This window comes from Vicinamibacterales bacterium, assembly GCA_041659285.1.
In the GTDB taxonomy this organism is placed as follows: domain Bacteria; phylum Acidobacteriota; class Vicinamibacteria; order Vicinamibacterales; family UBA2999; genus 12-FULL-67-14b.
Window position 1 is genome coordinate 136,848 of the sequence record JBAZYO010000012.1, and the last position, 17,404, is coordinate 154,251.

18 protein-coding genes and 1 pseudogene are annotated in these 17,404 nt (G+C 67.3%); 7 read left to right on the forward strand and 12 right to left on the reverse strand.

Annotation, left to right across the window (positions count from 1 at the left end; translation table 11 throughout):
- Positions 1-66: 66 nt before the first annotated feature.
- Positions 67-633, reverse strand: coding sequence for a DUF2721 domain-containing protein (locus tag WC815_18210; protein MFA5910719.1), 567 nt, complete (start codon positions 631-633; stop codon positions 67-69).
- 30 nt (positions 634-663) lie between these two features.
- Between WC815_18210 and WC815_18215 the strand changes: the two genes are divergently transcribed.
- The gene (locus WC815_18215; protein ID MFA5910720.1) at positions 664-1,638 is read left to right on the forward strand and encodes an NADPH:quinone reductase; all 975 of its coding nucleotides are present in this window, start codon (positions 664-666) and stop codon (positions 1,636-1,638) included.
- Positions 1,639-1,729: 91 nt separating this feature from the next.
- Here the strand turns inward: WC815_18215 and WC815_18220 are convergent.
- The 3 genes and pseudogenes from WC815_18220 to WC815_18230 all read right to left on the reverse strand — a co-directional run bounded on the left by WC815_18220 (position 1,730) and on the right by WC815_18230 (position 3,018).
- Positions 1,730-2,152 (reverse strand): annotated as a pseudogene (locus WC815_18220) (thioredoxin domain-containing protein).
- A gap of 12 nt (positions 2,153-2,164) precedes the next feature.
- Positions 2,165-2,800 (reverse strand): hypothetical protein, encoded by a 636-nt coding sequence (locus tag WC815_18225; GenBank protein ID MFA5910721.1) that lies wholly within the window; start codon positions 2,798-2,800, stop codon positions 2,165-2,167.
- The gene (locus WC815_18230; protein MFA5910722.1) at positions 2,797-3,018 is read right to left on the reverse strand and encodes a hypothetical protein; all 222 of its coding nucleotides are present in this window, start codon (positions 3,016-3,018) and stop codon (positions 2,797-2,799) included. The genes WC815_18225 and WC815_18230 overlap by 4 nt, the downstream gene beginning before the upstream one ends.
- Before the next feature lie 60 nt (positions 3,019-3,078).
- On the opposite strand from WC815_18230, the gene WC815_18235 reads away from it, so the two are divergent.
- Positions 3,079-3,987: a VWA domain-containing protein gene (locus WC815_18235; GenBank protein ID MFA5910723.1), complete on the forward strand. Its 909-nt coding sequence runs from the start codon at positions 3,079-3,081 to the stop codon at positions 3,985-3,987.
- A gap of 194 nt (positions 3,988-4,181) precedes the next feature.
- On the opposite strand, the gene WC815_18240 is transcribed toward WC815_18235, so the two are convergent.
- The 6 genes from WC815_18240 to WC815_18265 all read right to left on the reverse strand — a co-directional run bounded on the left by WC815_18240 (position 4,182) and on the right by WC815_18265 (position 10,805).
- Positions 4,182-4,994 carry a hypothetical protein gene (locus WC815_18240; GenBank protein ID MFA5910724.1) on the reverse strand — a complete coding sequence of 271 codons (813 nt, stop codon included), beginning with the start codon at positions 4,992-4,994 and terminating at the stop codon, positions 4,182-4,184.
- A 118-nt stretch (positions 4,995-5,112) separates the two neighbouring features.
- Positions 5,113-5,937 (reverse strand): FAD binding domain-containing protein, encoded by an 825-nt coding sequence (locus tag WC815_18245; protein MFA5910725.1) that lies wholly within the window; start codon positions 5,935-5,937, stop codon positions 5,113-5,115.
- Entirely contained in the window at positions 5,921-6,448 is a 528-nt protein-coding gene (locus WC815_18250) for a (2Fe-2S)-binding protein (protein MFA5910726.1), read from the reverse strand. The genes WC815_18245 and WC815_18250 overlap by 17 nt, the downstream gene beginning before the upstream one ends.
- The gene (locus WC815_18255; GenBank protein ID MFA5910727.1) at positions 6,445-8,550 is read right to left on the reverse strand and encodes a xanthine dehydrogenase family protein molybdopterin-binding subunit; all 2,106 of its coding nucleotides are present in this window, start codon (positions 8,548-8,550) and stop codon (positions 6,445-6,447) included. Before WC815_18255 ends, WC815_18250 begins: the two co-directional genes overlap by 4 nt.
- A 61-nt stretch (positions 8,551-8,611) precedes the next feature.
- A complete protein-coding gene (locus WC815_18260) occupies positions 8,612-8,860 on the reverse strand; it encodes a MoaD/ThiS family protein (protein MFA5910728.1) in 249 nt (82 codons plus the stop codon).
- Positions 8,850-10,805 carry an aldehyde ferredoxin oxidoreductase C-terminal domain-containing protein gene (locus tag WC815_18265; protein ID MFA5910729.1) on the reverse strand — a complete coding sequence of 652 codons (1,956 nt, stop codon included), beginning with the start codon at positions 10,803-10,805 and terminating at the stop codon, positions 8,850-8,852. The genes WC815_18260 and WC815_18265 overlap by 11 nt, the downstream gene beginning before the upstream one ends.
- 104 nt (positions 10,806-10,909) lie before the next feature.
- On the opposite strand from WC815_18265, the gene ggt reads away from it, so the two are divergent.
- A complete protein-coding gene (gene ggt / locus WC815_18270; protein MFA5910730.1) occupies positions 10,910-12,622 on the forward strand; it encodes a gamma-glutamyltransferase in 1,713 nt (570 codons plus the stop codon).
- Positions 12,623-12,641: 19 nt separating this feature from the next.
- On the forward strand, positions 12,642-13,313 hold the full coding sequence (locus tag WC815_18275) for a hypothetical protein (protein MFA5910731.1): 672 nt from the start codon (positions 12,642-12,644) through the stop codon (positions 13,311-13,313).
- A gap of 43 nt (positions 13,314-13,356) precedes the next feature.
- On the opposite strand, the gene WC815_18280 is transcribed toward WC815_18275, so the two are convergent.
- Positions 13,357-14,376, reverse strand: coding sequence for a proline racemase family protein (locus WC815_18280; protein MFA5910732.1), 1,020 nt, complete (start codon positions 14,374-14,376; stop codon positions 13,357-13,359).
- 319 nt (positions 14,377-14,695) lie between these two features.
- Between WC815_18280 and WC815_18285 the strand changes: the two genes are divergently transcribed.
- The 3 genes from WC815_18285 to WC815_18295 all read left to right on the forward strand — a co-directional run bounded on the left by WC815_18285 (position 14,696) and on the right by WC815_18295 (position 16,757).
- On the forward strand, positions 14,696-15,154 hold the full coding sequence (locus tag WC815_18285) for a hypothetical protein (GenBank protein ID MFA5910733.1): 459 nt from the start codon (positions 14,696-14,698) through the stop codon (positions 15,152-15,154).
- Between the two features lie 101 nt (positions 15,155-15,255).
- Positions 15,256-16,245, forward strand: a complete 990-nt coding sequence (locus WC815_18290) for an ornithine cyclodeaminase family protein (GenBank protein ID MFA5910734.1) — start codon at positions 15,256-15,258, stop codon at positions 16,243-16,245.
- A 5-nt stretch (positions 16,246-16,250) separates the two neighbouring features.
- On the forward strand, positions 16,251-16,757 hold the full coding sequence (locus WC815_18295; GenBank protein ID MFA5910735.1) for a hypothetical protein: 507 nt from the start codon (positions 16,251-16,253) through the stop codon (positions 16,755-16,757).
- A gap of 49 nt (positions 16,758-16,806) precedes the next feature.
- Here WC815_18295 and WC815_18300 read toward each other — a convergent pair whose 3' ends face one another.
- Positions 16,807-17,373: a DinB family protein gene (locus tag WC815_18300; GenBank protein ID MFA5910736.1), complete on the reverse strand. Its 567-nt coding sequence runs from the start codon at positions 17,371-17,373 to the stop codon at positions 16,807-16,809.
- Between the last annotated feature and the right edge of the window lie 31 nt (positions 17,374-17,404).

Genomic DNA, 17,404 nt, shown 5'->3' on the forward strand with positions numbered 1-17,404 from the left:
CGGTTAGGCCCGATGCGGGGGGACACTAGATATAGACGGCCGAGCTTGCCAAAATTCTCGCGGAGCCTAAATCTTCTTACCGAGCCAGGTGAACGGGCCGCCAGTGGACTTGTCGGTGAGCTCCTTGCCGGCCAGCTTCGTGCTCAGTTTCCACACGAAATCCATCTCGCTGTGGATGGCGCTGAGGGCCATGCGGCTCTCGACAATCAACAGCATCGACCCGTAAAGCATGAACAGCGACCCCAGCAGGCCCAGCACCACGGCAAGCCACGTGAAGTTGCGGGCCGCGGCCGAGGCGATGGCAATGGCGACGCTGGAGGAGACGAACACGCCTAGGGCCGCGTAAAACGCGGTCATGGCGCGCTGGATCAGCCGCGCGCGCGAGGTCTGCCGATCGAGTTGCGAGAAAATCAGCTGCCGCCGCTCCTCGAACATCTCGTCCTGGTCGGAATGGAGGGCCAGCTCCTGGAAGCGCTCCGAGAGCAGGCGCACGCGGTCGATCACGCGGCCCAGGCGGGTGCTGGTCGAGAAGATCAGGGCGCCGCAGGCCGAAATGAGCACCGCCGGGGTGATCATCGCGGTCAGGATCGCCAGCGCGTTCTGGGGCGCCTCGAGTCGCGTCAGCCAATCCATGGCACTTAGTGTACGACTAGAATTGCCCCCATGAAAGCCATCCTCGCGCGCGAATTCGGCGGTCCAGACGTCCTCAAACTCGAAGAAGTGCCGGACCCGGCGGCCGGCACGGGCCAGGTCAGGGTCCGCATTCATGCCGTCGGCGTCAACCCTTACGACACCTACATGCGTGCGGGCGGCTATGCCATTTCGCCGGCCCTGCCGTTTACGCCGGGCGCCGACGCCGCCGGCGTCATTGACCAGGTCGGCGATGGCGGCACCGGATGGCACGCCGGCGACCGGGTCTACATCAGCGGCACGGCGCTCGGCAAAGCCCACGGTGCCTACGCGGCGCTCGCGGTGTGCGAGGTGGGCCAGGTCCACCGGCTGCCGGCCCGGATCAGTTTTGCGCAGGGTGCGGGGTTGTTCGTGCCGTACGTGACAGCGTGGCGGGCGCTATTCGGCCGCGCCAACGCGCGGGCCGGCGACACGGTGCTGGTGCACGGCGCCAGCGGCGGGGTCGGCGTGGCCGCCACCCAGTTCGCGGTCGCGGCGGGCCTGACGGTAATCGGCACGGCCGGAACCGATGAGGGGTTGAAGGTGGTGACGGCGCAAGGCGCGCACCATGCCTTCAATCACCGCGGTGACGGCTACCTGGATCGCATCGCCAGCGTCACCGGCGGGCGCGGGCCCGACGTCATTCTCGAGATGCTCGCCAACGTGAACCTCGATCACGACCTGACGATCGTGGCGCCCGGCGGACGGGTCGTGGTGATCGGCAACCGCGGCCGCGTCGAGATCGACGCGCGCAAGATCATGTCGAAAGACTGCGCGGTGTATGGCCTGGCGCTGTGGGGCATTCCGCCGGACGAAGTCCGGCGCGCGCATCAGGCGATTATCGCGGGGTTGGAAAGCGGCGCCCTCAACCCGGTGGTCGGCCGGGAAATGCCGCTGGCCGACGCCGCCAGGGCCCACATCGAGGTGATGGAGCCAGGGGCGCACGGGAAGATCGTGCTGATCCCGTAACTTCTAACAGGAGGTTAGGAGATCAGAAGAAATCCTATTCTTCTGATCTTCTGGTCTCCTGTGAAAACTCCTGATCTCCTGTGAACTCCGATCAGGGCTTGCGGGCCAGCTCTTCGTCGATGATCTGCTTGAACGCCGCGAACGGCTGCGCGCCGATCAGGGCGCGGCCGTTGATGTAGATGGTGGGCGTCGAGTTCACGCCCATCTTCTCGCCCTGTGCCATGCCCGCGCGCACGGCACCGGCGAACTTGCCTGAGTCCAGGCACTGTCCAAACTTCGCGGCGTCGAGGCCCAGGCCGGCCGCTGCCTGCTTGAGTGCCGGCACTTCGAGCGCCCGCTGGTTGGCGAACATGGCGTCGTGCATCTGCCAGTACTTGCCCTGCTCACCGGCGCACCGCGCCGCCTCCGATGCCTTGAATGCCTGCGCGTGATTGGGCAGGGGGAAATCCTTGAACACGATGCGAACCTTGTTCCCGTAGACCTGGCGAACTTGTGTGAGGGTCGGACCGACCCTCGCGCAGAACGGTCATTGATAGTCGGAGAATTCCACCAGCGTCACCGGCGCCGTGGCTTCTCCGGTTGCGGGGTCGGTGTTGTCCACCGCGACGCTGTAGCGCGGCGGATCGAGCATCACCTTCACGGCGGCGCTCTTGCCCTTCAGTTCCTCAACGAGCTGGGCGCGCGCTTGGAGTGTGCGCTGGCTGTCGAGGAAGTCCTTGATCTGGCCGCGCAGCTGCTCGAGCGTCCGCCCCTGCGCGCGCTCGCGGTTGGCCTCGAAGAACTGAACGATCTCCTGCTCCGACACCGGCACGGCCCGCTTGGCCGCGTCCTGCGACACGTACGCGGCCACCGACAGGTTGGCGGCCTTCGCCGCGTCCTCGATCAGGATCTCGCCCACCACCTGATCCAGCATGTTGCGCCGGTTCTGGTAGAGCAATTGGGTGACACGCGCGCGCTCGGCGGCGTCGAACTCCTCCCACTTGGCGTCGAGTTCCTTGAGCGTGACCTTCCGCCCCGCAACCTCGGCCACGACCTGATCCGGGTTGGACGCCGGAGCCGGTTGCGCCTGGGCCGCCACGTTGGACGACTCGGAGCACGCGGTGACCACCACGCCCAAGGTGAAGACCAGCGCGTAGCCTCGGACGGAGCCTGACAATCTCATCCGCTCAGCTTATCATCGGCGCCTGGAATGGGAGCCGTCCCGGGCGCCGCCTCGTCCTTGCGCTGGTAGCCCGGACAGGACAGCACCGGCAGCGACGGGTACTTGAAGAAGCGCGGATCGTTCAGCGCGCGCTCGCACAGGTGGAACGTCGAACGGCCGCCCTCGACGGTGCGGGAAAACGCGCAAGTGGCGCACAGGCCGGGAAACGGGGATGGCATGACGGGCCAGTGGTTAGTGTAGGCCGCCGGGGCATGACCTTTGCTAGAGTTGGGGTAATCATGAACAGGCTGTCCTCCATTGTGCTCGCCAGCGTCTTGGTCACCGGGACTGCCGTGCTGGCGACGTCCGCGCAGGATCAGCCGATCTTCAAGTCCGCCGTGCGCACGGTGCCGATCTACGCCACGGTGGTGGACGGCGGCGGGCGCCTGGTGCCGGACCTCGAGCGTGCCGACTTTGCCATTCTCGACAACGGCAAGCCCGCCGACGTGACGCTGTTCTCGAACGACTCGCAGCCGTTCAGCGCCGTGGTGATGCTCGACACCAGCGCAAGCATGACCGCCAACCTGAAGCTGCTCAACCGCGCCGCGGAGCAGTTTCTGCTGCGCTTGCTGCCGGTGGACCGGGCGCAGGTCGGCGCGTTCAACGACAAGATCCAGTTGAGCGGCACCTTCACGAACAATCGCGACGAGTTGATCGGGGCGCTGAACGATCTGTATTTCGGCAACCCCACGCGCCTGAACGACGGCATTGGCGCCGGCCTCGACGCGCTGCAGGGCATCGAAGGCCGCCGCGTTGTCTTGGTGTTCACCGATGGCGAAGACACCGCGAGCCGCACCGGGTTCAAGACCGTTCTCGAGCAAGCCCGCGACGAAGAGGTGATGGTCTACGCCATTGGCCTCGAGTCGGAGTACTTCAACGGCATGCGTGTCGTAAAGACGCGCCCGTCACGAGACTTGCGGAAGATTGCCGATGAAACCGGCGGCGGCTACTTCGAGTTGCTGAAGACGATCGACCTGGCGCCGACCTTCACGCGCGTGGCGCAGGAGCTGCGCAGCCAGTACCTGATCGGTTTTGCCCCCGCCTCGCTCGACGGCAAGGTGCACAAGCTGGATGTGAAGGTGAACCGGCCGGGAATGACCGTGCGGGCGCGGAAGAGCTATCTCGCCGCGCCCGACACCAAGTCCTGAAGGGTGTCCCTCGTCAGAAGAGGGACAACACGCCGACCATGAGGAACAAGCCGGCGAGCAGTGCGGGAACAACCACGTCAACCGTCCCTGAGAAATTCCAATCGTAGATTCTCAACATGTTGCCACCTCGGCCGCCTCGTGGCGGCCTTGTTACCTGGCCGTTTCTGGGAGGGCCACTAGGTAGGACGGCGGCGCTATTTGAGAAGTTCCAGCACCCGTTTCCAGTCGGCCTTCCGCAGGAGATCGGCGATCAACACCTCGTTGCCGCGAAACCGGACGGTCATGGTGCGAACCGCGGCCGGGCTTTCGGAAGCCGCGGCTGAGGCGGTCACGTCGAAGGCCGCATCGGACCGGCCGCGCACCTCCGGCGTTGCGAGGGTGCCGAAAAACACCACTGTCTCGGCCGGGGCGAACCGCTCCTCGGTGCCCTGGGCGGTCTTGCCCCGATACACGTTGGATGGGACCGCGATCACGGCAACCGCCCCATCAACCGTCACTTGTTTCGACACCGCGGGTTCTATCGACGAGGCCACCGCGAACGCGTAGGCCGGCTGGTTGTAATCCACGTCGATGGTGACGTGGCCTTCGGCGTCGATGCGGGCGCCGGCCACGCCTTCGTCCGACAGCCCGACGCCGTCCACGTCCTGCGAGCGGCCCGTCCGCCTTGCCTCGGCCAGCGCCCGTTCGTACTGCGCCTCGGCCCGCCGCTGCGCGGCATCAATCGCCGCGCCGATCTGGGCCATGGCCCGGTTGGCGCGGGCCTGGTTGATTTCGTTGAGCGGGTTGGCCATCACCTCGATGGTGCGCTCGCCCGTCTGCAGCGGCCGCACCATCCAGAGCACGGTGGTCGAGTTGTTCGCCGGCACCGAGTTGGTGTCGTCGGTGTCTGGGAACGGCAGGGCCGGCGCCAGCGCCGCGCGCACGACCGTCATGACGCGATCGACGTCGGCCGGGCCTTGGGCAAAGGCATGAGCCGGCCACGCGAGCGCCGCAACAACGGCGAGCACCCCAGCACGCCAGCCACTGAGCACCTCAGCCCGCCTTCGCTCGCCCAAGTCTCGGTGGCGAGCTTCGGCGAGGTCTCGCCGTAGCGGCCTTCGGCCGCGGAGGCGGACACCTTGGCCCCTAGCCATCGGTTTCCCTCCAAAACTCATCGAGCAGGTTTTCGGCCACCTGCATCCGATACTCGCCCGTCGATCGCACATCGTCTATTGGCGCGATGTCCCGGCGCAACGCCGCCTGCGCATCGGCCATGGCGCCGCCGCCGGTCAGCACGGCCGCCGCCGCGGTCGCGAGCACCACCGTGGGCGCCACCGAGCCGAACGCGACGCGGACCTGCGGCCCGCGCACGGCGGCGATCATGATCTTCGAAATCGCCTGGGCCCGCCGCGCGCCGACCTTGCGCCACCACTGACGGCCGGCAATGGGCAGGATCTCGACGGCCGTGATCAGCTCGTCCGGCCGCCGCACGCTGGTGCGATAGCCCGTGTAGAACCCGGCGAAGGGGACGCGGCGCTCGCCCGCGATACTGCGAAGCACGACGCGGGCGCCGGCGGCGGCCAGCACCGGCAGCGTGTCGCCGGCCGGCGAGGCGTTGGCGATATTGCCGCCGAGGGTGCCGCGGTTCTGAATCTGCGGTCCACCCACTTCGCGGGCCGCGGCCACCAGCATCGGCACCCGCTTCCGGACGAGCGCCGACTTGATGATGTCGGTGTAGGTCGCCAGCGCGCCAATGCGGAGGACGGGCCGGTCGATTCGAATCGCCCTCAATTCATCGAGCCCCCACAGGTCCACGAAGCGACGCTGCTCCAGCGTGCCGAAGTGCAGGCCCACAAACACGTCGGTGCACCCGGCAATCGGCGTCAGCGTGGGGTCGTCGGCCAGCATGGCCAGCGCCGCCTTGAGGGTGCGCGGCCGCTTCAGCGAGAGGGATCTAGCGTCGGTTGGCACGCCTGTTCCTCTTCGCCGTCTGCCGTTTCGTGCTTGTTCGCCGACTTGTCCGCCGAAGCGCTTGGCGCGAAGGCGGAAGGCCAGCCTCCACCGACCGGAAGATGCTCATGTAGCCGGTGCAGCGGCACAAGTTGCCGGCCAGCGCGGTCTTGATCTGGTCGCGGGACGCGCCGGCCTTGAGCGGCAGGGCCGCCATGATCATGCCCGGCGTGCAGATGCCGCACTGCGCGCCGCCGTGCTCGACAAACGCGTTCTGCAGCGCCTTGCCCGATCGCGACGCCGCGCTCGCCCCCTCGATGGTCACCACGCGGCAGCCCTCGACGTGCGCGACGGGGACGAGGCAGGCGTCCACGGCGACGCCGTCCACCAGCACCGTGCAGGCCCCGCACTCGCCTTCGCCGCAGCCTTCCTTCGTGCCGGTGAGCCCGCAGTCTTCGCGCAGCACGTCGAGCAGCCGCTTCATCGGCTCGACGTCGAGGCGCCGCTTCCTGCCGTTGATGGTCAGGTTCATCGCCGCGCCTTCATCAGCCGTTCGGGCGTCGCGGGAATCGACCGGATGTCGAATCCGCAATGCCGAAGAGCGTTGATCACCGCCGGCGCGGGACCGTCAATCGGCATTTCACCGACGCCCTTGGCGCCAAACGGCCCATGGGCGTACGGACGCTCGAGCAGTTCCACGTCGATGACCGGCGCGTCCATCGGCGTGGGGATGATGTAGTTGGTCAGCTGGGCGTTGGCCATGCGGCCATCACGCATCACCACTTCCTCGATCAACGCGTAGCCGATGCCCTGCGCGGTGCCGCCCTCGACCTGCCCTTCGGCCATCAGCGGATGAATGGCCTTGCCGATCTCGGCCACGGCGGTGACGCGCATCGGGGTGACCTCGCAGGTGACGGGATCGACCTCCACCTCGACGACGTTGCAGCCCCACGCGTAGCTGCCGTAGGCATCCCCGCGGTAGAGGTCGTCATCCCACGTCAGGCCGGGCGGCGGTTCGTACTGGGCGGTGACGGTGACCGAACCGTGGCGCTTGAAGTACTCCTCGGGAGTGAGCGTGCCGAGCCGCTTTCGCAGGTCGCGCGCGCACCGCTCGAGCAGCTTGCCGACAATCATGCACGTGCGCGACGCCACGGTCGGGCCGCTGTCGGGCACGACGTCGGTGTCCACCTGGTGCACGTCGATGGCCTCGTACGGCAATCCGATCGCGTCCGCGACAATCTGCGCGTGCATGGTCCGCGTTCCCTGGCCAATCTCGGTGCTGGCGACGAGGATGCGGGCGCCGGTCGCGGTCAGCTCGAGTGACGCCTTCGAGGCCAGCTTCACTTCGCCGCCGCCGGTGAAGCCCGAGCCGTGGAAGAAGAGCGACAACCCGATGCCGCGGTTGGTGCCGCGCCACTGGCGCCGCTTCTGCCTGAAACCCGATCGCTTCACCGCCGCGCGCAACACCGGCAGGGCGCTGGCGTCGCGGCCCAGTTTCTGGCCGGTCGCGGTGGCGTCGCCAGGGCGTAGCGCGTTCAACTCGCGGAGCCGGACCGGATCCATCGCCAGGGCGTCGGCCACGCGATCCATGTGCGCCTCGATGCCGAACTGCGTTTGTGGCGCGCCGAAGCCCCGGAACGCGCCGTTGGGCGGCGTGTGGGTCATCATGGCGCGGCCGCGAATGCGGATGTGTTCGCACCGGTACGGACCGGCCGCGTGAATGACGCCGCGGGACAGCACCACCGCGCTCAGCGTCGCGTAGGCGCCGCCGTCCATCACCACGTCCACGTCCATCGCGGTGAGGCGCCCGTCGCGGGTGACGCCGGTGCGGTGCCGGATGATCGACGGGTGCCGCTTCGTGGTGGCCAGCAGGTCCTCGACGCGGTCGTAGATCATCTTCACCGGCCGGCCGCATTTCATCGCGAGCACGGCGGCATGGCAGGCGAGCATCGACGGGTACTCTTCCTTGCCGCCGAAGCCGCCGCCGGTTTCGGCCTGGATCACGCGCACCCGCTCGGGCGCGAGGCCGGTCAGCACCACGAGCGCCTTGTGGACGTAATACGGGCACTGCAGCGAGCCGTAGACCGTGATCTGTCCGGACCCGGGCACCGCGATGACGCCGTTGGTCTCGATGTAGAGCTGTTCCTGGTGGCCGGTGCGGTACTCGCCTTCGATCACGAAGTCGGCATCGCGAAAGCCGCGATCGATGTCGCCCTTGTCGATCGCAATCTGCTTGAAGCACACCGCCGACGCTTCGGGGTCGCAGGTGGGCGCCAGCTCTCGGTACTCGAACCGCACTCGCGTCTCGACGCCGAACAACTGCCGCCGGTCCGCATGCGCGACCAGCAAAATCGGCTCGGCCACGTGCCGCACCTCGCGCTCGGCCAGGCATGGCTGGTCGGGATCGATCAGCGCCACGTAGTTCTGGCCGGGAATGTCGCGGTAGTCGGCGACGATGAAGGCGGGAGAAAGATCGAGATGCCTGGCGGTGATCTCGGCACGCGGGACCGTGGAGCGGATGGTGGCCCCGAACAGCATGCCGGGGAACGTCAGGTCGTCGATGTACTTCGCGGCGCCGGTGACCTTGGCGTCACCGTCCTTGCGACGAACATTGGCCCCGACCGCGCGCGCCATCGTCGAACTCTAGCACCCCAGGCACCCTAGGCACACTAGGCACCCGAGGCACCTTGGCTGTTCAGCCCCCGGCCATCGTCGGAACGATCTCGACGACGTCGCCGTCGGCGACCGCGCGCTGGTCAACGCCGTGCAACAGCAGTTCGTTGTTCACGGCGATGTTATACAGCGGATCGTCCAGTTCGGTGGCGAGGCCGGGGACCATGCGGTCCAGTACCTGCAGGAGTTGCCCGACGGTCGCGACGGCGTCGCGGACCACCAGCGTCGTGCCGGTCAGGGGATGCAAGGCGGCGGGAAAGTTAACGGTCACTGCCAAGGGCGCCCACCAATTCCCTGCGCCACGCCTCTTCGGGCGCGCCCTCGCTCGTCAGCCGCGAGATGGCGTAGAAACGTGACAGCATCGCGTCGAACTCCTGGCGATCGATCTTCTCGCCCTTGTAGGGGCCGCCGGGATTCGGCTCGTCGAACCAGCGGTCGGGCAGCGTGTCGTCCTTGCGGCGCATGCCGAGGCGATGGTTGATCAACCGCTCCACGCCCATCACGTTCAACCCGCACTGTTCGAGGGCTTCGTCGGTGAACACCAGGCCGGTGACGTTGGCGAGCTGCTCGCGGAACTCCTCGAGGCCGGGCAGCGACGGGCTGTTGAACAGCCTGGTGGTGAAGCGGCACATGCCGACCGAGTCGCCCACCGCGTACATGTCCTCGCATGCCCGGACCGCGCGCTCCTTGTCCACATAGCTGTTGGGCTCGGCGCTGACCGGGCCGCCATACAGCTCCGACTTGAACACCGGGTTGTCGTTGATGCGCGCGTTGATCTCCAGCGTGGCGCGGTTGCGGAGGTGATCCATGCCGCGCGTGGCCACGGCCAACCCGAGGGCGAACGCCTTCAGGATGCGGGCGTCGTGCGGGTCGCTCTGGCCCAGGCCCTTCACCGCAATGCGGTACTTCAGCGCCTCCGCCGGATAATGTCCCTTCTCCACTGCGCGCGTGCTGTCGGCCAGCGCGGCGCCAAAGCCCTCGCGCGCCGCCATCATGAACAGCAGGCGTTCGATGGTCACCGCGTCGCCCCACGTCAGCGTGATCCCGCCGGTGTGCGCCGTGGTGATGATGCCGCGCTGGAACAGCTCGAACGCCCAGGCGAGGGCGGAGCCGGTGGACGCGGTGTCGAGACCGAGGTCGTTGCAGACGTTATTGAGGCGGACGACCGCGGCGACACTGTCGATGCCGAGATTGGGGCCGAACTTCCCCAGCGTCACGTACTCCGGGCCATCGCCCTTGTCGTACTTGTCCGGCGCGGCGCTGTGCAGGTCGTTCAGCGGACGGCAGTTCACCGGGCAGCGGAAGCAGCCCTCCATCCCCGGGCGGTACGGATCGAAGTGCTCGGCGTCGAGGCCGTCGGTCCACGTCGTTTCCTGGTTGTTCTTCGTGCCCATCGCGCCCAGCAATCGGCTGGGCTTGTAGAGAAACGGCGTGCCGGTTTTCGACAGCGCGTTCTTCACCACCGAGGTGGCAAGCAGCTTCTGCGCGATGTGCCGGTTGTAGGGCTTGTAGGGCTGCGCGGTCGCAAACTCGCGGGTGGGCGCAATCGTGACGATGCCCTTCAGGCGGAGGGCGCCCATCTTCGCGCCCGGGCCGCCGCGCGCGTAGATGGCTTTCGGGCCGGCCATGATGCCGCTGGTCAGGACCTGGTTCTCACCGGCGCGGGTGATGTTGGCCATCGCCATGTTGCGGGTCCACACGCCACCCAGGTCCCGGGCCACGGCCTCGCGCATCTCGATGTTGTCCATCCCCACGTACGGCGCGCCATCGTCGAACGTCACCACGCCGTTACGAATCACCAGCAGCGTCCACGCCGGGGCCTGGCCGTACAACACGAGGTGGTCGAAGCCGTTCATGCGCAGGAACGACGGGAAGTAATCACCGGCGTTCGAGTCGAGCAGCACGCCTGATTCCGGCGACCACGACGTGCAGTTGCCGCGCGCGGCACTGGGCACCAGGCCGGTCAGCAGCCCCGATCCGAATATCAGCGGGATGCCCGGATCGAGCGGCGTGAGCGACTCATCCAGCAGCCGGTGCAGGTAATACATGTTGGCGCCGCGGCCGCCAAGCACCGTGCGCGTGACGGCGAGCGGCGTGTAGGCGGTGTGCAGTTGCCGGCGCTCGAGATCCACGAACAACGTGGCGCCTTGCGAGGGGAACTGCGCCTCGCGCGGCATCTCCTCCAGCAGCCGGGCGACGCGGTCGCGGATGGCCATATCCAAGTATAGGGGTCTGCCCCCTTTGATGGCCCACGGAAGGGGTCTGACCCCTTCGCGCGTCCTGCCGAGTTGCGAGAGTGGCCAGACCCTATAATGCCGTCATGCGAAACTTCCTGTTCGCGATTGCCGGAGTCCTCCTGATCATGACCACCTCGTCCGCTCAACAGATATCCGCCGGCGATCGGCCCTCGGGCAACATTCGCGGCACCCGGTCGCCGGCCGTGGGACGCCACGGCATGATCGCCACCAGCCAGTCACTCGCCTCCGCCGCGGGACTCAAGGTGCTGCAGGACGGCGGCAACGCCATCGACGCGGCCGTCACCGCCGCCGCAGTGCTCGCCGTCGTCGAGCCGAGCATGAACGGCATTGGCGGCGACCTGCTGGCGATCGTCTACGACGCGAAGACCAGGAAGGTCTACGGGCTCGACTCGACCGGCCGGTCCGCCTACGCCGCCACGCCGGAAGAGTTCGCCAAGCGCGGCCTGAAGGACATGCCGGGCAACGGGCCGTTGACCGTTGATGTCCCGGGTGTCGTCGAGGGCTGGCACCAGCTCCTTACGCGCTTCGGCACCATCTCGATGGCCAAGGCAGTTGCGCCCGCCATCACGCACGCGCGCGACGGCTTCCCGGTTGCCGAGCTGATGGCCAACGAGTGGACGGCCAACGAGAAACTGCTGGCGCGCGACCCGGCCACGGCGGCGACCTTCCTGCCGAACGGCAAGCCGCTCGCGCAAGGCGACATCTTCGCCAACCCGCGGCTGGCGCGCAGCCTCGAGCTGATCGCGAAGGAAGGGCGCGACGCCTTCTACAAGGGCGCCCTCGCCCGCGCGATTGTCGCCGACCTCAAGGCCCGGAACGGCTTGCTCGAGATGCGCGACTTCGCGGAGCACAAGGCCGACTGGGTGGATCCGATCGGCGTCAACTACCGCGGCTACGACGTCATGGAGATGCCGCCGAGCACGCAGGGTTTCGTCGCGCTCGAGATGCTGAACATCATGGAAGGCTTCGGCATCAAGGCCATGGGCCACAACTCGGCCGACTACCTCCACGTGGTGACCGAGGCGAAACGGATTGCGTTTGCGGATCGCGGCGCCTACCTGGCCGACCGCGATCACATGGCCAAGGACATCCTGAAGACACTGCTCTCGAAGGACTACGCCGCCACCCGCCGCAAGGAGATCGACATGGCGAAGGCGGCGAAGAGCTACGCGCCAGGCACGCCGGCAGGCGCGGGCCGGCCCACGCAGGACTTCGCCGGCCGCGATCTCGGCGACACCATCTACCTGACGGCCGCCGACAGCGAAGGCAACGTCGTGTCGTTCATCCAGTCGCTGTTCAGCGCCTTCGGCGCGGGCTTCGTCGCGGGAGAAACCGGCATCACGCTGCACAACCGCGGCTCCGGTTTCGTGCTGACACCGGGCCATCCGAATCAGATCGGTCCGCACAAGCGTCCGCTGCACACGCTGGTGCCGGCGATGATCATGAAGGACGGCAAGCCGTGGGTGGCGTTCGGCGTGATGGGCGGCGACAACCAGGCCCAGGCGCACGCGCAAGTGGTGGCAAACTTCGTCGATTTCGGCATGCACGTGCAGGAAGCCGGCGACGCCGCCCGCATGCGCCACATGGGGAATCGGCTCGCGCTGGAGAGCGGAATCGGCGCCGACGTGCGCAAGGCGCTCGAAGCCAGGGGCCACACGGTGTCGGACGGCCGCGGCGCCATGGGCGGTTACCAAGCGATTTTCATCGATCCGAAGACGGGCGTGATGCTTGGCGGATCCGACCTCCGGAAGGACGGACTTGCGATAGGTTGGTAGGAGACACTAAGGAGGACTTATGCGTTTCCTACGAGCTACCGGCCTCATCGCCCTGATCGTGTTCACCGCCGCCGCGTGCGGGAAGTCTGAAGCCGAGAAACAGGGCGAGCAGGCCGCCGCGGACATGAAGAAGGCCGCCGAGGCCGTCACCCAGGCGCAGCAGCAGGGCGGGGACACCGCGAAGGGGATGGCCGACATGGCGAAGGCCATGCAGGGCATGGCCGCGGCGGTGAGCGGCGGCGACGGCAAGCCGATCGATCCCGTCTCCGGCGACGCGCTCAAGGGCACGCTGCCGTCGGTGTCGGGGTGGCAGATGGAAGACCCGCGCACGGAGCGGATGACCTCGCCCATCGCCTACTCGCAGGCCGAAACCGAATACAAGAAAGGCGACGCCGAAATCGAAGTGAAGGTCGTGGACACCGGCTACTCGCAAATGCTGATCGCGCCGTGGTCGATGTTTCTCGCCAGCGGCTTCAGCCGCGAAACCAGCGAGGGCTACGAGAAGGCCACTAGTGTGGCCGGCAACCCCGGCTTCGAGCGCTGGGAGAAGGACGACAAGCACGGCGAGCTGAACGTGTTCGTCGGCAAGCGCTTCCTGGTGACGATTGAAGGGCGGGAACTCGCCGACACCAAGGTTCTGCACGAGTTCGCGTCGAAGATGGATTTCAGCAAGATCGCCGGCCTGAAATAATCACCCTGTAGGGCACCCCTTAAAGGGGTGCCCTACAATCGAACTACAACCTGAACCCCGCCTTCAGCGGATCCTCGCCGTCGATGAGGAACGTGTGCTCGCCGGTGATCCACGCCGAGCCCTCGATTTCCGGGACAATCGCGGCACGCTCACCCACCATCACACGATCGACCACCCGGCCCCTGAACGTGGTGCCGACGATACTCTCATGCACGAACGGCACATCGTCCAGGAGCAGGCCCATGTCGTTGAGCACGGCCATGACGGCGGCGGTACCGGTCCCGCACGGGGAGCGATCGACCTCCGCGTCGGCGAAGACGGTGACGTTGCGCAAGTGCGCGTCGGGCAGCTGTGACGGCGCCGTGAAGATCGTGCCGTAGATGCCCTCGAGGCCGGCATCGTTCGGGTGGACGACGCGGCGCAGCCGCTCCACTTCGCGGGCGATCACCATGCCAAGCTTCCGCAGTTCCGGCAGGTGCGCGGCGTCGATCGGCACGCCCGCGGCCTCGGCATCCACGATCGCGTAGAAGGCGCCGCCAAAGGCGATGTCCACGGGGATCTTCCGGGAGCCGACCGGCACCAGCACGGAAGGCTCGAACACGAACGACGGCACGTTGCGGAAGGCGACCGACTCCACGCGGACGGCGTCGCCGTGATGCGCCAGGTGGGCGCGCGCTTCGACGCGGCCCGCGGGCGTGTCGTAGCGCACCTCCACCGTGGCCGGCTTGCCTTCCTGCTTCGACCAGATCAGGCCACGCTCGATCGCGATGGTGGTGACCGCGATGATGCCGTGGCCGCACATCGTGCTCCAGCCCTCGTTGTGCATGAACAGGATGCCGGCGTGCGCGTCGCGCGTGGCCGGCTCGGTCAGCAACGCGCCGTACATGTCGGTGTGCCCGCGCGGCTCGAGCATGACCGACTTGCGCAGGTGGTCGAGCCGTTTCATGGCCCAGGCCCGCTTCTCCAGCATGGTCCGGCCTTCGGGACTGGGGAGACCCTCAATCACCAGCCGGAGCGGCTCGCCGGCGGCGTGCGCGTCGATGGATTTGATGCGGTGAATCAACGCCGATGAGTTTATCCGCAGACGCCGATTTCTGAGTACCAGGGCCACAGATGACACAGATGACGCAGATTCACGTTGGCCACGGCGACTCAGAGACTCCGAGAAGACCCTGCCCGTTCAACCTGGCCGGCCGGAGGCCGGCCCGCGGCAGTGGGGCAGTCCACGAGAAATGAGTGGGCAACGCAACAGACCCTCCCACTCATTTCGTCGTGGACTGCCCCACTGCCAGCGGCGCCAACGGCGCCGCGTTGAACGGGCCACGGCATCTGCGTTATCTGTGTCATCTGCGGCCCTGATATTGGAGAATCGGTGTCGCCGCATGCGCGCGTACTACTCGGACCACTTCGTCCTGCCGCTGCCGGACGGCCACAAGTTCCCCATGGCCAAGTACTCGCGCCTGCGCGAGCGCATCCTGGCGGAAGACATCATCGCGCCGGACCGGCTTCACGAGGCGCCGCTGGCCTCATGGGAGGATCTACGGCTGGTCCACGAGTCCGCCTACGTGGATGCCGTCGCCAACGGCACGGTGCCGCCTGACATCCAACGCCGCATCGGCTTCCCCTGGTCACCGCCGATGGTCGAACGCGCGCGCCGGTCGGTGGGCGCCACCATTGCCGCGGCGAGGGGTTCTGCGTGTTCAACGATGTGGCCGGCGCCGACCCGTACGAAGGGGATCGCCTCGGCCGGCTCAAGCTCACCATTGACGGACTGCGTCAACGGGACGAGATGGTCGTCGGCGCCTGTCGCCGCGCCGGACTTCCTCTTGCCGTTTCGATGAGCGGCGGCTACGCTCCCGACATCGACGCCATCGTTACCATTCACGCCAACACCATTCGGACCGCGGCTCGCCCTGAGCGGTAGCCGACGAGCACAACTTTCATGGCACAACACTTTCGCCTCCTGACCGAACAGCAAGTCCAGTCCCTCCTGCCCATGGGCGACCTCATCACTGCCATGGAGGCGGCGCTCGCGCGCTTTTCCGCGGGTGAGGTGCTGCAGCCGGTGAGGACGGTGCTCACCGTCGGACCAACCAAGGCCTACTTCGGGTTGATGCCGGCGTACGTCCCGAATCCAGGCACCTTGGGCGCCAAGCTGGTCACGGTGTTTGCGGATAACCCGGCGAAGCAGTTGCCGTCGCACCTCGCCACCATCCTGTTGCTGGATCCGGAAACAGGCGCACTGCTGGCGCTGATGGACGGCCGCTACATCACCGAGGCCCGCACCGCGGCGGTGTCGGCAGTGTCGGCGCGGTTCCTCGCCAAGCGCGATGCCTCGACGATGGCGATCATCGGCACCGGCGTGCAGGCCCGCAGCCACCTCGAAGCCTTCGCGGAAGTGCGCCAGCTGAAGGACGTGCGGGTGTGGTCGCCGCAGGCGCGGAGCCGCGAACGCTTTGTCAGCGACATGAGCGGACACGTCGCGGCCGCCATTCGTGCCGCCGGCACGGCTGAAGAGGCGGTGCGCGGCGCCGACCTGATCGTGCTCGTCACCTCGTCCCCCACTCCGGTGATCGAAGATGCGTGGGTCGGGGCCGGCGCGCACGTGGTTTCGGTAGGCGCGTGCCGTCCCGACCAGCGGGAGATGCCGCCGGCGCTGGTGGCGCGCGCGCGCCTCTACGTGGACTCGCGGGCCGCGGCCCTCGTCGAATCCGGAGACGTGGTGATCGGCATCGCCGACGGGCTGTTCAACCCCGCGCACATCCGCGGCGAACTCGGTGAACTGGTCCTCGGCCGCGCGGAAGGCCGCCGCACAGACGATGACGTGACCATCTTCAAATCCCTGGGGATGGCGGTGGAAGACGTGGTGGCCGCGGACCTGGTGCTCCGCCGCGCCGCGGAAACCGGAGCGGGAACGGAGTTGACCTTATGAGCGAGATGAACGACGCGCCCCGGAAGCCAAAGCGGAAATGGATCCCGATCGTCGTCGGTGTCCTGTTCCTGCTGTTCGTGCTCGGCGTCGGCGCCGTGGTTTTCACCGCCGCCTGGTTCCGCAACCACATGGAGGTCGCCGCGACCACCGACATGGACGCGACGAAGGCCTTCGACGAGGTCAAGGCCCGCTTCCCCGGCCAGCCGCTCTTCGAGTTCCGTGACGGCGAGCCGAAGGCCCTGGAGGTGCCGGCCGGGCCCGCATCAACGGTCAGCCTGACCACGCTGCACATCCTGGCGTTCGACGATGACGAAGGCCAACTGGCGCGCATCGAAGTGCCGTTCTGGATCCTGCGGCTGAAGTCGGGGCCGATCGCGTTCAGTTCCTGGGCCTCGGGATTTAACGATGAGCGGGTCAAGCTGCGGGTGGAAGACATCGAGCGGCGCGGACCGGGCATCGTGCTCGACATGACGCAGCCGCGAGAGGGCCGCGTGTTGATCTGGGCCGAATAGCAGTGAGGCCGGGTCCCGCGCGCGCGCGGGACCCGGCTCCTGTTGTGCCCTATTGTCCCGGCTTGCGCGGCGCCTGCGCGCGCTCGGTGGACGGCGGGACCAGGCCCTTGGCGCGCATATAGGCGGCGCCGGTGCCGTACATCTCGTTGTTGTGCGAGGTGATGCCGGCCACGATCGAACCGCGCGCGACCTCGTTCTGCCCCTGCTTCACCATCTCGGCGACATTCGCGTCGGTCACGCCCTTGACCGCATCGTCGCAGAAGGCGTACGCGTCGGTGATGGCCTTCACGAACTCCGCCTTGGTCTTCAGCAGTTCCTCCAGGTTCTTGCCCTGGTTCGGGTTGGCGACGCCCTTCAGCGCCGCGCAAGAGCCGTACATGCTGTTGGCCGCATGCGCGAACAGCTGGCCGAAGGCGCGCGAGTCGGCGTGCGGCTTGTAGCCGTAGTCGGCCTCCGGCATCTTCTCGGCCATCTCGGTGAGGTTGCGCTTCACGCCATCGTAGGCGCGAGTGAGGCCCTGGGCGAGGGTGATCTTCTGGGGCGGTCCGCCCATCTGCGCGAACGCGGGAGACGCCAACGTGAGAACAACCGAAGCGATTGCGATAGAACGTGTCATCGGGTTTCCAACTCCTTCGCCGGTAAGACGG